The organism is Mucilaginibacter sp. P25, assembly GCF_050859465.1.
Taxonomy (GTDB): domain Bacteria; phylum Bacteroidota; class Bacteroidia; order Sphingobacteriales; family Sphingobacteriaceae; genus Mucilaginibacter; species Mucilaginibacter gossypii.
Genome location: NZ_CP193937.1, coordinates 6190692 through 6205583, shown reverse-complemented (window position 1 = coordinate 6205583; position 14892 = coordinate 6190692). Strand labels below are relative to the sequence as shown.

The 14892-nt window shown below is 38.8% G+C and carries 16 protein-coding genes; 6 read left to right on the top strand and 10 right to left on the bottom strand.

The genetic code is table 11. The features are described 5' to 3' along the window. Positions 1 to 5 precede the first annotated feature (5 nt). From ACRQ5D_RS31200 to ACRQ5D_RS31190, 3 genes are read right to left on the bottom strand one after another with little or no spacing between them, the layout of a single operon-like run. A complete protein-coding gene (locus ACRQ5D_RS31200) occupies positions 6 to 860 on the bottom strand; it encodes a hypothetical protein (protein ID WP_432327701.1) in 855 nt (284 codons plus the stop codon). 14 nt (positions 861 to 874) lie between these two features. Continuing rightward, a complete protein-coding gene (locus ACRQ5D_RS31195; protein WP_432327700.1) occupies positions 875 to 1465 on the bottom strand; it encodes a hypothetical protein in 591 nt (196 codons plus the stop codon). 43 nt (positions 1466 to 1508) lie between these two features. After that, positions 1509 to 2753 (bottom strand): DUF4365 domain-containing protein, encoded by a 1245-nt coding sequence (locus ACRQ5D_RS31190; RefSeq protein ID WP_432327698.1) that lies wholly within the window; start codon positions 2751 to 2753, stop codon positions 1509 to 1511. 160 nt (positions 2754 to 2913) lie between these two features. Here ACRQ5D_RS31190 and ACRQ5D_RS31185 point away from each other — a divergent pair, with 160 nt between their 5' ends. The 6 genes from ACRQ5D_RS31185 (at position 2914) to ACRQ5D_RS31160 (ending at position 7028) form a co-directional block, all read left to right on the top strand. Further along, complete coding sequence (locus tag ACRQ5D_RS31185; RefSeq protein ID WP_432327696.1) at positions 2914 to 3570, top strand: hypothetical protein; 657 nt, start codon at positions 2914 to 2916, stop codon at positions 3568 to 3570. Further along, positions 3534 to 3968, top strand: a complete 435-nt coding sequence (locus ACRQ5D_RS31180) for a hypothetical protein (RefSeq protein ID WP_432327695.1) — start codon at positions 3534 to 3536, stop codon at positions 3966 to 3968. The genes ACRQ5D_RS31185 and ACRQ5D_RS31180 overlap by 37 nt, the downstream gene beginning before the upstream one ends. Positions 3969 to 4033: 65 nt before the next feature. Then, positions 4034 to 4792, top strand: a complete 759-nt coding sequence (locus ACRQ5D_RS31175) for a hypothetical protein (RefSeq protein WP_091207524.1) — start codon at positions 4034 to 4036, stop codon at positions 4790 to 4792. Further along, complete coding sequence (locus tag ACRQ5D_RS31170) at positions 4779 to 5144, top strand: hypothetical protein (RefSeq protein WP_143065068.1); 366 nt, start codon at positions 4779 to 4781, stop codon at positions 5142 to 5144. The genes ACRQ5D_RS31175 and ACRQ5D_RS31170 overlap by 14 nt, the downstream gene beginning before the upstream one ends. Positions 5145 to 5341: 197 nt before the next feature. Further along, positions 5342 to 5512, top strand: a complete 171-nt coding sequence (locus tag ACRQ5D_RS31165) for a hypothetical protein (protein ID WP_167667790.1) — start codon at positions 5342 to 5344, stop codon at positions 5510 to 5512. Beyond that, the gene (locus tag ACRQ5D_RS31160; RefSeq protein WP_432327692.1) at positions 5481 to 7028 is read left to right on the top strand and encodes a recombinase family protein; all 1548 of its coding nucleotides are present in this window, start codon (positions 5481 to 5483) and stop codon (positions 7026 to 7028) included. The genes ACRQ5D_RS31165 and ACRQ5D_RS31160 overlap by 32 nt, the downstream gene beginning before the upstream one ends. 150 nt (positions 7029 to 7178) lie before the next feature. Here the strand turns inward: ACRQ5D_RS31160 and ACRQ5D_RS31155 are convergent, their stop codons facing one another. From ACRQ5D_RS31155 to ACRQ5D_RS31125, 7 genes are all read right to left on the bottom strand, one after another. Next, positions 7179 to 7568, bottom strand: a complete 390-nt coding sequence (locus tag ACRQ5D_RS31155) for a cupin domain-containing protein (RefSeq protein WP_218134355.1) — start codon at positions 7566 to 7568, stop codon at positions 7179 to 7181. A 342-nt stretch (positions 7569 to 7910) separates the two neighbouring features. Further along, the gene (locus ACRQ5D_RS31150; RefSeq protein ID WP_431198730.1) at positions 7911 to 8765 is read right to left on the bottom strand and encodes a sensor histidine kinase; all 855 of its coding nucleotides are present in this window, start codon (positions 8763 to 8765) and stop codon (positions 7911 to 7913) included. A gap of 61 nt (positions 8766 to 8826) precedes the next feature. Beyond that, positions 8827 to 10116, bottom strand: a complete 1290-nt coding sequence (locus tag ACRQ5D_RS31145) for a tetratricopeptide repeat protein (RefSeq protein ID WP_432327690.1) — start codon at positions 10114 to 10116, stop codon at positions 8827 to 8829. Positions 10117 to 10312: 196 nt separating this feature from the next. Continuing rightward, positions 10313 to 10900, bottom strand: coding sequence for an alpha/beta fold hydrolase (locus ACRQ5D_RS31140; RefSeq protein ID WP_431198728.1), 588 nt, complete (start codon positions 10898 to 10900; stop codon positions 10313 to 10315). A 14-nt stretch (positions 10901 to 10914) separates the two neighbouring features. Continuing rightward, positions 10915 to 11277 carry an alpha/beta fold hydrolase gene (locus tag ACRQ5D_RS31135; protein WP_431198727.1) on the bottom strand — a complete coding sequence of 121 codons (363 nt, stop codon included), beginning with the start codon at positions 11275 to 11277 and terminating at the stop codon, positions 10915 to 10917. A 38-nt stretch (positions 11278 to 11315) separates the two neighbouring features. After that, positions 11316 to 12056 (bottom strand): alpha/beta fold hydrolase, encoded by a 741-nt coding sequence (locus tag ACRQ5D_RS31130; RefSeq protein WP_431198726.1) that lies wholly within the window; start codon positions 12054 to 12056, stop codon positions 11316 to 11318. A gap of 354 nt (positions 12057 to 12410) precedes the next feature. Further along, the gene (locus ACRQ5D_RS31125) at positions 12411 to 14366 is read right to left on the bottom strand and encodes a sigma 54-interacting response regulator (protein WP_091163339.1); all 1956 of its coding nucleotides are present in this window, start codon (positions 14364 to 14366) and stop codon (positions 12411 to 12413) included. Between the last annotated feature and the right edge of the window lie 526 nt (positions 14367 to 14892).

Genomic DNA, 14892 nt, shown 5'->3' with positions numbered 1-14892 from the left:
GCACTTTAATCTTCTACTGATTCAATATTTAGCGGATTATAAAGATCAATGTAAAGCCGCTCCATCCGGTTATCCCGTTTAGATTTTAAATAAGTTTCTAATGTTGATTTTATGACCGGATGCTTTCTAAATGCGGCAAAGTAAAATTTAGTGGCATAGAGTCCAATCCATCTGACCTTAAATTTAGAATAATCAAAATTGGCAATGTCAAGTAACCAATCGTAATAATCACCGTAACCAAAGAAATTCAAATCGGTAATTTTTTTTAGGTCTATCTCCATTTTAAAGCAGAGATTAAGTAGCATATCAAACATCGGGTATTTATTTTCAGTCTCGCTACCGAGCATGGCCTGAAAATTTGGCCGGTTAGGATCTGGAACAGCCTGAGCAATGAACTTATCCAAATATTTAAGATCTAAGGGCAGATCATAAATACTTGCATAGTAATACTGATAGGCATCAAATTTATGATCAAGTCTCTTTTCCAGTTTATTGATAATCTTCTTTTGAAGGGTTGCAGGTAATATTGGATAAACATATACGCCAATATTATTTTCTCTTCTTTCGTCGTCCTTAGCATTACTATTCATTAAAACCTTTTCCTCAGCTTTTGAAACCTGCAATTTTATACCACGGAATTTTATGGCATTGGACACTATACTAATCCTCGCTTGCGCATAAGCATCTTTTTGGAGCAGTGAAAACCAGAAAAGTCGTTCAAGTGTCGATGAAGCTAACTGAGGATGTTTTTTGACGATAAATGAGTTGACATTTACGTAACAATCAGGTGAATGTAATGGCCCATTGTTAATACAACAAATGATTTGAGATATAACCGTTTCTGCTTCCAGATCGCTCATTTCTACAATCGAAGCTATACAAAGTGTGTTAGCGAATAAGGAGGGGTATTTGTTTCTCCAAAAAAACCATCATCCGGGCTGTAATTTTTAAAGGCTTCATCTACCAAATGATTGTTTGCGAGAAGATTTTTAATTAACAAATGAAGGTTATCATCTTTTTCCCATGGTTCGTAGGCTATAGATGTAAGCCGGTACTTATTGAAATATCGCCAGATCATTTCCTGACTTCCGTCAAAAATCATCCGATGCAGATGATAATCGTTAATTTTCTGTGGTAGATTGGGGTTTTCGTCTTTCATAGCATAAGCAGCGAAAAGCCCTTCAGTCATTGCATCAATTAGTTGCTTGTATTCACCCCATCTATCAAAAACAATATAATTGCCATTTACAAAAGAATTAAGTTGAGCAACTGAATCAATCAGTTCATTGAAATGCCTGTTTCTGCCAACATTGCCGTCAATAAAAGATTGGTAGTTGTCCCTGATCTTACCAACCGCTTCGTGAATTTCATAAGCTGGCTCATTGATGAAATTTTGATTTTTTATCCATTTTGCAAGCTTCAGATTATGCCCTTTGGTGGCAGATCTTAAAACTACCTTATCCAAATCAATATTCTGATCCGAAGCAGCAGTATTTATAATATCGATATCATAATACCCCCTTTATCAATCTTCCCAGTTTAATCAGGTTAAACTGTGTAATGGCATAAATAACCGGCTTTTTCGCGATTTTTGCTTCTTTAGCAATTGTTTTTTGCATTTCAGCTGCTTTAACAAAATTACCTAATTGGTAATGCATGTAGGCAACCTTCATTTTATCAAGTAACCCTTCAGTAGGTTGATTATCAATTGATTTAATTGAACCTGGAATATCTAACTTGTAATACCGGCAAGCGACACAATCACATTCCTGATCCGGGAAATACCTCAATGATACATCCGATTTCCTGGAATCATTTCCAAGCCAATAAATATGATTTTCAGTAAATTTCTTTAAAACCAGCTTTGCTTTATTTTCCGCATCAACAACACCACTGATTAGTGATGGATTTTTAAATGTAATGGAATGGTCATCATTAACCTGAAAAGAGTCGAACAATTCTATCAATTCTTTATTATCAGTGGTTGCTTTGAAAGAATTAATGTATGGAATGAAACCATCAGCCTTTTTAAAAGGTTTATTTCGGATTAACAGGTGCCTTGGGAGATACCTGATCTCGTCATATAGGTATTCAAATAAATCATAAACCTGGTCTAATAATGGTTTCTTTTCGTCTACCTCAAAATCAGCTCCATTGGAAAAAATGGGGCTATCTTTATCTGTGGTTTTATAAAACTGTGTTGATTTAGATTCCCCGATCTGATCTAAAAACTTTTCAAAATTTTGTGCATTGAGTTGATGAGCCGGATTAATATAGATTTGCACACTTTCCTGATCATCACCAGCTTGATCAACTCTATCATCGACACTATCATCGAGTTGGATGGCGTGCCAAAAAACCTTTTGGTTAGGCACGTCGCACAACATAAACATGGTAGCAAAAGGTATCTCCTGCCGGTAATAACGAACATGCCGTAAAGAAATTTGAAATGATATTAAGCCTTTATTTTCCGTTTTAATTAAAGGTTTTACCGGGTCAAGGGTACCTTTATTTTGCAACTTAAATATCTCAAGAGTTTCGTTTTTAGCTTTTCCAATAATTTCAACCTGAAAATCGATTCCTCGGTCATCCTGGTTTTCCTCACTCACAACAGAAATATGAATTCCGGAATAGATATTTCCTATTTCATCGAAAGTCTTTTGGAGCAACAAATTGCCCTTTTTTCTTCCATCTATTGCTTTAAAGTCATCCGTGTAGTCCGTTTTCTTTTTTCCTGAAGTTTTCTTGCCCATAAATTGATAAAGTTTCTGGCGATTACTAAATTAAAGATTTTCAAATATTAAAACACGCGTTGTCCATCTGCTAACACAGTTTAATTGCCTATTTAATGGAAACAACTGTTAACATTGTTTAGGATGTATTATTTTAGAATTTATATAACACCTTATTCCAATGGTAAATAAGCTCTTTGATGATTTTGAAAGAACTGACATCAACCGTGATAATTTCGTAGTTGAACATTATACATTTTTAAATACCTCAGCTATTGACGAGGCCGAAAGAGCAAGAAAAAAGATTAATTTATGGAGTGATGGATTTCCGGTTACTACTGAATTTCTGAAGCGGTTCCGGTCAAAAAATAACAAGCAGCATACCGCTGCCTTATTTGAGTTGTATATATTTCATTACTTTAGAAATAAAGGATTTCCTATTGAAGCATTGGATAGAGGTAAAGTTGCTACTCCAGATTTTAAGGTTAGTATTGATGGTAAAACCGTATATGTTGAATGTACATGTTCAAGCAACTCCGGAATAACTGATACTATAGAGGAATTACAATCAGTTATCCTGGATTCATTCAAAAAAATAGATAAACAGGAGTATTTTATCAATATAGAGTGGCTTACTTGCGCCCCAAATACTCCCTCTTTAAAAAAGATTCTGTCATCATATACGGAACTATATAAACGATCAGCATCGAGCCAGGCAACTATTTATAGAAGATGGTGGCTGGAAAATCAACATCACCTTATTGTCAGCTCTCGTCATCCGTTAAGCGAGGGATCGGATTTATGCAGAACCCTGCACAGGTTGTTACACCTCATTTAAATGTTCTCACAGCTTTAAACGATAAACGTCCGTCAAAATATGATTTAAATGGTCCTTACATTATTGCATTGAATAGTGAGGATATGTTTCTTGGCCATTTAGATATGGAACTGGCATTATTTGAGGGCGCAAGGTTTCAGGATAAGTTACCCTTGAAACTTTGTAGGGATTTCGGATTTTTTATCGCAAAGCAGCACTTGGTCAATTCATCGGTTTCTGCGGTTTTGCTGGTTCAAAGACTTTCACCATATAGTGATGAATCGCCTAAAATGATGTTGTATAATCATCCAGAACCAAAATACACCTTTGCAAAAGAAAAATTACCAATAAATCAACAATGGTTTGAAAAGATTGATGAAGAAAATTATCAGGTAATAAATACTCCTGAATTATTTTAATCCTTCGAGATATAAAATCGGATACTGTAATTGAATCTGATTAATTTTACCCAAAATCTTATGGTATGCCTGTTTCACCTTCACCTACCAAACATATAATTACTGAAGCAGAATGGCTCTCATGCCAGGCGTTAGGTTTTGTGTTATATGCGCCAGGAAGTAAAACATCATTAGTTGACTTTTTAAATGCCAACTTTGATGGTTTTGAATTGCTTCAATTCTTATCAGAGATTAACAATATGCTTAGTCCGATGACTTCAAAGAAACTTACCAAAGTGATTAGTTTTGACGAAAAAGATCCCCAGGAGCTAATTATTCAATATTTTTCGGAGGATCATGACGATCCCCAAAATGGCCTTGTTTTTTCCAGAACCTTTATAAAGGACAATAATGAAAAAACGGTAATGCACGATTTTTTCAGAATTCCAAAGACAGCTCGAAATCAGGGCCATGGTAAAACAATGCTGAAAATCGGTTTACAACAATATTTAAATATCGGCGTTGATTTGATTAAAGTTCACGCGGCATTAGAAGATGGTGGTTTTGTTTGGGCTAAAGCACATTTTACAGCGGTTAACAAACCTGAAATGAGCCTTATTCTGGCAAATGCAAAATTATCTTTGAAAGCAGAAGAATTTAAAAAGGTTAAAGAGGTATTTGACAATTATTACAATCAGGAACCAGACGGTAAAGCATTTCCAATTAATAAATGGAGTAGTATGCCTGAAATGGTGTCAATCCTGCGTAATAGTGACTGGCACGGTGAAATAAATTTGAATAATCAGGAACTTTTAACTAATTTTAATGATTATGTTACTGGATAGAAACAAATATACAGAGGCTGGTTACATCGGAGAAGAGTTGATTGGTGATACAAACAAACAGCTTGATCAACGTTGTTTAGCTGTTCAGCATAGTATGAAAGACAAAGACTTTTCAACTTATGAAGAGACGCTGGCTGCATATCATGTTACTGACGCTGAGTATAAATTGTTTATAGGTAAAACTGCTATTAAAAATATCTTCGTTAGCTTTTCTGGCAGCACTTCACCAATTTTTAAAAAGGATTTTCTTGAAATCTATGAAAATATGTTGTTCACATATTTTCCGAGCCCATCTAACCGGGTTATATCTATTGCAAAGGGGATCGAAGAGGAAGCGAACGAGGTAGCTTAATTAAATTTTCTAAATTTTATTACTCCACAATAAGGATTCAATAGATTATATTGAACCGTATTCTTGTATTTTCTGCTTTCTGCAATCATTTAAAATCCAAACTCATCCAATTTTCCTGATTTAGTTTTAGGTACTTCCTAAGTACTCCTGATAAAATTGTGTTCGATAACTCAATATTCGGGCTTAGAAAATTGCCTATGAAAGCTAAAAAAACAGGTACACTTTCTGTTGATGAAGCCATCATACAGAATATTGAAGAGGTTGAACAGCAAAAAGAACTAAAGCTGATCAATCTGATATCAGAAATAATTGTCAACGCAACTTTAAGAGAATTAAATGAAACGAGCGATCAGGTATCTGAGATTTAGTAATCTTGGACAAAGTAACGGATCGATAGAACGCCAGGAACTTTATACGGACCAATATATTGAATATAATAAAATCCTGCTTGTAGATAGTTTTATTGACCGTGGCCACAGCGCCAAAACTTTTGACAGGCCAGATTTTTTAAAACTTCAGCAATTTATAAAAAAGCATCAGGGCAATGTTGACTATCTCATTGTCGATCAGTTAGACCGGTTTAGCCGTGACGCCGGAGAGGCTATGACTTTGGTGAAAAAATTACAGCGCCAATATAGCATCCAAATAGTCAGCGTCACAGAAGGGATAGTTTTTGATTATGATACTCCAGGTAGCTATTTCAGAACGGGCTTGCAATTACTATTAGCAGAAGAAGACAATATCAATCGAAGCATAAAAATTCGTGGTGGGAATTATACTGCCAGAGCTAAAGAGGGGCGGTTCATGAGTAATCTTCCACCATTTGGCTACAAAAAAGAAGGCGAAGGAAAAGAACGAACCTTAATTATTGATGAGGAAAAGGCCAAAATTGTTCATTTTATCTACGAATCTTATCTAAGGGATATTCCCTTGAATGTTATTAAAGAGCAGGTCAGAAAAATGGGCTTCGACAGAGGGGGTAATATGGCCGTAGAACGAGTACTAAGTAATCCTGCATACGCTGGCATGGTTAGGGCAAAAGCGTTTAAAGAACATCCAGGCGGACTATTTCCGGCAAGGCACGAACCAATTATTGACATGACAACTTGGAACGTGGTTCAAAATAAAATGATGAAGCCTGATAGAAGCAAGAAAACCCTTGATGATGAAATACCATTAAGGGGAATCTTAAAATGTCATTGTGGTCAACCATTATCCGGTGCTCCATCGAAAGGCAAGGCTGGTACGTGGTACTATTACTATAAATGCAAACATTCGCGGCATAATAATATAAGTGCCACCAAAGCACATGAACAGCTGCTACAGGTTTGCCAGCTTATGAGTCTTAGCATACAGCAAGTTCAAGCCATCAAAAACAAGGCAGAGGCATCTTTAAACGAAAAGTTTAAAGAAAATCAAGCAATTGCTAAAGAGAAAAAAGAAGAATTATTAAAGATTCAGGAAAAGCTTTACGCAGTGGAAGAAAAATGGATTAGTAATCAGATTAACCGAGAGACATACAATCGCTGGTACGCTAACTATAATTCAGAGATTCTCACCTTAAACGCAACAATAGAAAGATATAGTAAAGATCCGAAATCTGGCTATAAACTCGTGTCGAACCATTTAACCATGCTTACAGATATGGAATACGTTTATAATCAGGCAACTACAATTGAAAAAAGAGAGTTTATTTCTATGGTGTTCGACAGCAACTTGTACTATGAAAATGGTATCTATCGAACACCAACAATGATGCCATCGCTATCTCATAACTACCTGATAATGAAAGAAAAAGGATTGCTTGAATTGACAAAAAAAGGGATTTCCAATTGGAAATCCCTTCGGGTGGAGCCGGAGGGATTCGAACTCTCGACCCAATAATTATGACGGCTAATAATCTTAGGAAAAGATAGAGATAGTCAGAATAATTGGTTTGAATCAATATGTAAATGAAATTCATGTTAACATGAGTATCGACGCTCTGCTAATATGCCCAATTAGAATTTCAAAATTCTGAGTTGAAGTATTATGCTATTTATGGGAAGGGTCATCTTTCGGATCGACATAAGTTACTCCGGATGGGCCGAACCCGGTTATTTCGACAATAACTGGTTCTTTTCCGGTCATGGCAAAGTGATTCTGTCCGGCTACTTCCGAATAAATACTGCCTGCGGGCAACTCTTTGAGTTTTGATGAGTCAAATTTGTCACCGTAACCAAAGTGCCATGTGCCCGACAGTACCGTGGCCGTGCGTTGGTCCGGATGCATGTGGGCGGCTATTTTGGTATTCGGTTCAATCTCCAGCAGTATCATATACATTCCTTGTTTGGAGGGGTTGCCCATGATTACTATTTCCTTAACAGCCGAATAATTGGACGATCCGGGAGCATTTGTACCCCCACCGGTTTTGAGGGCCTTCACTTCGTGGAGATTTAGACGAAATTGACCGTTCTTGGAAATTTGGGCGCTGGCAGTGCCGGCGAATAAAAGCGCCGACAACGAGAAAGTAAGGATGCGAAACATAAAGTTTTTTTTAAAGGTGAAAAAGATGTTCATATCATCCCTTCATTCAACTTAGATGCCAGTATATTAAATTTCTGATTATCAGAAATTTAATATACTGTTGGTTTTTTCGGTACGACATATCGAGGTTGTGAATAAACAACCACGATATGCAGTGGTCCTAGGCAATCTTGAATGAAAAAGAATTCCAGTGGGGAGGGGATGTTCTGTACCGTAGGTTAAAGAAAGAAGGGGGATTAGTCATCCTCCCATTAAAACCGCATCGGTTTTGAACGAGATCTTTAAGCACAAACCTTTTTCGCTGATGATTTGAAGCTTGCCATTTAGCTGTTTACTTAAACCCTTAATAAGTTTCATCCCTAAAGAGTGGCATTCCTCTATATTAAATCCCGGCTTAAGCCCCCAGCCATTGTCGGCTATGATCAATAAATAGCTGTTTTCACAAGTTTCAGTAAGAGTTATGTTGATTGTTCCATAGCCATCTTCGGGGAAGGCATATTTTATAGAATTCGTGATCGCTTCGTTCAAAATAAGGCCAACAGGAACAGCCTGTGCAACATCCAGTTGTATCGCGTCCACCTCTCGCAGAAAGATTATCCGGCTTTGTGGATCAAGGTATTCTTTTAGATAGGAAACAAATCCATCAATGTAGTCCGCCATGTCAATTAATGCCAAGTCGTCGGACTGGTAAAGTTTTTGGTGGATCAAAGCGATCGACTGCATTCTGTGTTCGCTATTCTGAATGATCGCCAATGCCTCGGCGTTGTCGACAAAAGACGATTGTCTTTGTAAAAGGCCGATGACGATCTGAAGATTGTTTTTCACCCGGTGGTGTATCTCTTTGATCAGCCATTCTTTGTCCTTAACTAATTGGTTAAGTGCATCATTTTTCTCCCTGATCTCGTTATTGGTTTTTTGTTTGAGCCGGTAGTTGTAATAAAATAACACCATGAATAAAACTACCGCGGCGCTACCGCCCAGGGCAACATTGCGTGAAGTATTTGCCTGTCGGGCAATGTTATCCTTGATTTGATTGCTCTTAGTTAGTAATTTGATATCTTTCTCCTTTTGATCTGTTTCATATTTAATTTGCAATTCGGCAATTTGCTTGCTTGTGGCTTCGTTGAAAATCGAATCGCTTAAGGCTTTATATCGTTTAAAATGGTTTATGGCGGAAGGAAAATTTCGCAGCGCTGAGTCGATCTGAAAAAAGCAATTCAAAATCGCGGGCCCGCGGAATGCTATTTATCGTTATTCCTCCCTTTGAAAAGTAGGCGGCTTTGGTATATTTTTTCTGATGTATATAAAACCTGGCAATATCGTATTTCGCAAGTTCAATTATTTCCGTGTTTATACCGCCCTCATTGTAATCTCTCATCATCGCCAGGTAGTTTTTCTCGGCCATAGTAGGCTCGTTTAGCGCCTCGTAGCAATTTGCTTTGATTTGCTCAATTACGGCAGCCATGAACTTACTGTCATGCGGATGCCGCCTTTCTATATATTCGATATAATTCAGCGCTTCACGCGGCTGTTTTAATTTAATCAACCCCTGTACTACGAATCCCGCTGTCCTGAATATATATTCCTGCGGGACGTTATTGCCTTTCTCTCTCAGCTCGATCGTCTTTTTGTAGTAATAAATGCTCTTCTCCGTTTCTCCGAGGTCCTGATAGATCTGTGCCAGTTCACCATAGGTCGATTCAGAGGCCTTGCCCTTTGACTCCGATATTTTGACGCTTTTCAAGATATAAAAGAGGGATTGGTTCAAATTGCCTTGATATCGGTTTACAGACGCCAGGAGCCTGTATACTTGGTCAAGTTGCAGGTCGTTGGCGTTTTTATACTGGCTGACAACTTTTTTACAAATCTGTTGGGCTGTATCTAATTTATTTAGCGATACATAGCCGCCGGCAATTTCCAGGTTGACATCAATGATCCTCGCCGGCATTTTTAATTTTTGAAAAATTTCGAGCGCCTTCTTTAAAATTTCAATTTTTTCTGAAGCATCTGTTTCTTTCTCACCGAACCGTTGCAATATGCCAGCCTGATTGTAGAGGTCGTGGATGTCCTGGTAATGATTTATGATTTTCACGAAGTAAGCATCGGCTTGGTCTTTATTACCTTTCGCAAAACTGACTTCTCCTAGTTTGCCCAGGCTTTCGTACTTACCATACCTAGATGTGTCGTTTAAAGCATTGCTAAGCTCAAGTTCCTTAGTAAAGAAGTATTTTGCACTGTCCAGGTCGCTCTTCTTTTTCTGATATTGCTTTTTGAGGTAATAATTGCCTAATTCATGTAGGATTTTTAATTGAGCAGTATCTGGCTTGCTATCATGAAGTTTTTTTAATAAGTTGTTTTGCTGGCTGAAACAAGGGGAAACAATTGCCAATAACATTCCGGCAAAGAAAAGAAACTTCAGAATAGTATTTTTAGATCGTGCAGCCATTGAGTATTAACCAAAAAGTATCGTTCAATTTGTGATAAAAGGTTATTAAAAAAATATTAGCGTGATTAACGAGCCATGACTTGTAAATAATCGCCCGCAAAAAAATACTAACGGTCACTACAGTATTCGCCCAACTGAAGCAAATAACATAGTGACCATTAAAATTAAATATAGCGAATTACTTTAATTACCCGCCTTAGTTCCGCAGAAAGAAATCGAGCAGATCTTTCTGAACCTGCGGCGTATTTTCCTGCACAACCCAATGCCCCGAATTTTTGATGATTGATTCCTTTACGTTTGTGGCTACCAGCCTGCAATGCTCTGCAAGAAAGGAACCGGCAAAATGATCTGATCCCATAGCCAGCAAAGGCATCGGCAGCTTATTCTTCATCAGCTCAAGATTATCCTGGCCGTCCTGGTTAAATGCGCCGAACCAATGAAAAGCCCCTGTGGTAGCACCTGGAACCGAATAAGCCCGGATAAATTCATTCCGCTCAGCTTGCGTAAATGCGTCTTTTACATAACCCACCACAGGCCAGAAATCGGTGAAGAATGTCCCAACCCTGCCACTAACGAGCTCGCCTGAATGTGGCTGGGCGAAAAAGCCAAACCACCATGCCTGCGCTTTAACCTGGCTCCAGACAGGCTCAACCCCTGGCAGCAATGCGTCCATCAATGCCAGTTTCTTAACTTCGTTCGGGAATTGTGCGGCATAAGCATAGGCTACCATCAGGCCGATGTCGTGTCCGGCAAGATTGATATTTTTATAGCCGAGTTTTTTCATTAATTCGTGCATATCTATCGCCATATTTTTTTGTCATATCCATCGGCTGGCTTCGCTGATTCGCCGACGCCCCGCAGATCAGGGGCGATCACCCTGAAGTGTTTTGACAGTTCAGGCAACAAACGGTTCCACATATACCAGTTTTGACCGAATCCATGGATAAGAAGTAAAGGCTCTCCTTTACCGCCGGTTACGTAATGAATTTTGACGCCGTTTACTGTTGCGTATTGGTGCTTGAAACCAGTTGGGGGTGACGCAGGCGTTGTAATAGCAGCTGGTTTAGTTGCCGCCATGAAAGCTGAGGCATGTGTTGGGGCCAGCCAACCGGCGCTTGCTACTATTAAAAGAACGAGAAATGATTTGGTAATTGTTTTCATGATTTTGATGGGGTTTTATTGTCTGATAATTGTTACTGTCATTTGCTAAGTTGTTCTATTTTCCGGTGGGTAATTGCTCTATCCAATGGGCAATAAAATCTGCGTCTTCCTTCCAGGTGGGTTGACCCAGAACAAAATGATTTCTGTCCTTCGAATTCTTTATAGTCGGTTATCGATCCAGTATGTTTATATTTTTTATAGTTGGCGTAATTCAGTGCCGCCGGGATAAAATTATCGGTTGAGCCTGCTATGAATAATAAAGGTGCATGCGGCTTTTTAAAATCGACCTTTGCAGCTTTGGATATGGCATCCCTAACCACCAGTTTGGATTCTGGTATAAGATATTTGTAATACCCTTCCTTTTGTTCTTCATATGACATCCCATTTGTAAATGCGTATTGCCATTGCTTAAAAGACATTAAAAAGGATTTTTTTGCTGAAGTAAAAAATCCAAGTGGACCCCAACCGGCTTTATAAAAAGAGAACTTGAAGGTGAAGACGCCTTGCGGTTGCAAGGAGTGTATTGCTACTCCGGCAGCTGCCAATTCCCGTTCAAGTAAAATTTGGGTAATGAGCCCGCCCATCGAATGCCCTATTAGGATAGGTTTTTCAGGCAATTGCCGGACAAACTCGTCGAAATAATTCGTTAGGTTTTCCAGCCGTAGGGCCGCAATACAGGAGTTCGGTTGCGTTTGCCGCAGGTCATTGGCTGCGCCATCCTTAGCGGGCCATGGAGGAGCAATCGTTTTATAGCCTTCTCCTTCAAAAAAATACGCCATCTGTCCCAACACGAATTGCTCACAAATGCTCCTGTTATAAAGACTATGGTTTTTGAAGAATCTTTGTTCATGGTGTTCTGATAGTTAAAATTGTCATCGGACTGGCAGTCGCCGGGATCAACTCAATAGATATGCCAGTGCTTGAAAATAATTGATAATCAGATTTTTGTAAAATGGAATTATAGCCGTGTTACTTTATCTCGTAGCTGGCTCAGTATTATAACGAAATAGCGTTGTTTTTAGAGGTATTTTGGGTGTCAATACAGTGCGATGTAGCCTGCGATGTTCCTTGATTGCAGTTATTTTGCTGCGATAGCTTGGCCCCGAAAACAGCCAAACGAACACTTGTCCCGCTTATTTTTGGAAGGATCTTGTAATGCCTAATTTCTTCATTTTGGAATTTAAGGTAGTCGGCGGTAAATTCAGCAACCTGGCGGCACCGCCAGGGCCCCATATCTTCCAGCCGCATTCATTCAATGCCCGCAGGATATGTGTTTTCTCATTTTCTTTCATTGTTTGAACGTTTGCATTTGCAATGAAACTCATGGCTGGTTGCTCGGTTTGGAATGGTAACGCAATTGTATCAATAAAGTCGCTTTTAGCCAGTAACACGCTTCTTTCGATCAGATTTTCGAGCTCACGGATATTGCCGGGCCAGCGATAGGTCTGCATACTTTCCAAAACCTTTTCCGACAAGCCTTTAATTGCTTTCCCGGTTTTGCGGCTGTAAATAATTAAAAAATGATTAGCAAGCGCGGGGATATCTTCTTTACGCTCGCGTAGCGGAGGCATAACAATCGGGAAAACATTTAATCGGTAATACAGGTCGAGCCGGAAGCGACCTTCAGCGACTTCCATTTCTAAATTGCGGTTTGTAGCAGCGATAATGCGAACATCAGTTTTAATAGTAGTTCGACCCCCGATACGTTCAATTTCCTTTTCCTGCAGTACCCGCAACAACTTTACCTGCAATTCCAACGGGATTTCACCAATTTCGTCTAAAAACAATGTTCCTGTATGTGCTTGTTCAAACCGCCCTATTTTTCTCTCAAACGCTCCGGTAAAAGAACCCTTTTCGTGTCCAAATAATTCGGAATCAATTAAAGTGGCAGGCAAAGCAGCACAGTTTACCTTAATAAATGGTTTGGATTTACGCGGGGACAAGTAATGAATACGCTCTGCGATTCTTTCTTTGCCTGTCCCGCTTTCGCCCAGGATAAGGACGGAAGAATCCGCCGGCGCTACCTGTTGAACATTATCGAAAACATTTAACAAAAGGTGGCTGCTTCCGATAATCCCGGCAAATAAATCAGCACTCGTTTCCCGTCCCGCTGTTCTGTGCACTCCATTATAAACGGGGTTGCTACCCAAAGGGCTCTTTGAGTCAGAGACCATGATTTGGGCAAAATCACCAATTAAATTCCTGAATCGGTCGCACAATATTAAATGATCAGAGTCGTATGCATCTGGCCGACGGCCGTAGAAAAAGAAATAAATTGCCTGGTTGCCAGACAAGGGTACCGGAAAAACCAAAAGCGATTTCATTGAAAACGTTTCCGTTATCAGTTTTCTCATCGGTTGTTCATTAAAAGCCGCCTGCAGCTCCTTTTCGTCATACCAGGTTGCCAACTGCTCCCATGTGCTTTTTCCTTTCAAGGCTGAAAGCTCATATGATTTTTTGTTGGTGATAACCATAAGTTCCTTGGGACCAATGGTTTGGTATTCCTCGAATCCAATACGCATAAATCCAATTTCGTCATTATTGTTGTCATTTGACTTAAGGCCAACGGATAGATATTCGAATGGAATATAAGGTTGAAGTGCCTGGCCGATTTGCATCAGTTTGTAAGTCCAGTCTGCTTGCAAATCAATGATCCGTGCCACTTTTTTCTGCAATGCCGCATTTTGCCTCAATTTATTTTCAAGGTTGTTTTCATGCCGGTAAACGGCAATGTCTAAAGCCACAAGAACATCTTTTTCGCGGAATGGCTTTACGATAAAGCCGTAAGGATTCGTTTTCTTTGCTTCTTCAAGGATACTTTGATTGGAGTTCGCAGAAAGATATACAAATGGAATATTTTCTTCCGTTAACTGATTTGCCAGGTCGATACCGGTTAATTTGCCTTTCAGGTAAATATCCAACAAGACAAAATTAGGCCTATTGATCTCGATCAACTCCAGGGCTTCATCAACTGAATCAGCTATACCGCATATATCATAGCCGGCATTCTGTAATAAATTGCGTAAAACATCAGCAATGATATATTCGTCTTCGACGATCAAGATCTTCTTACTTAACTGGTCTGTCATGTTTAGTCCACCTGATATTGATTACATCTCGTCGGTTACAGTTTTTGTAAACGCACTAATTCATAAATCCTGCCAAATGAATCGAAAGTAACGCTTAATCAGCCGCTCGACTCAAATCAGTTAAAATTACATCACTTTCACCTAATATAACGAACATGAAGGTTTAATTCATGCCGAGATCTACATGGATGGCCATTATGGATTAATAATTACAACCATATTTCGTAAGGTTTGAATTTCAAGAACCACGATATTTCGTTGTTTTAACTCAAATAGTAATCATAAAATCACTGCTAAAAAGCATTATGCTTAATATCTTTAATGAAGTACGTCTCTTATTTGTCTTATATGTCACTCTTCTCTTGAAATAGCGTGATGTTGTACCTGTAGTCGAAAAATGGCGCAACCGATTGTTTTGCACTGTATTCTCGCACAATACATATGATCTCATCATTTTTGCCTGTTTGGAGTGTCAAACAGGCTCCGTCCAATTTTTGAGGTATTAATTATGTTTTATATTTGTGTG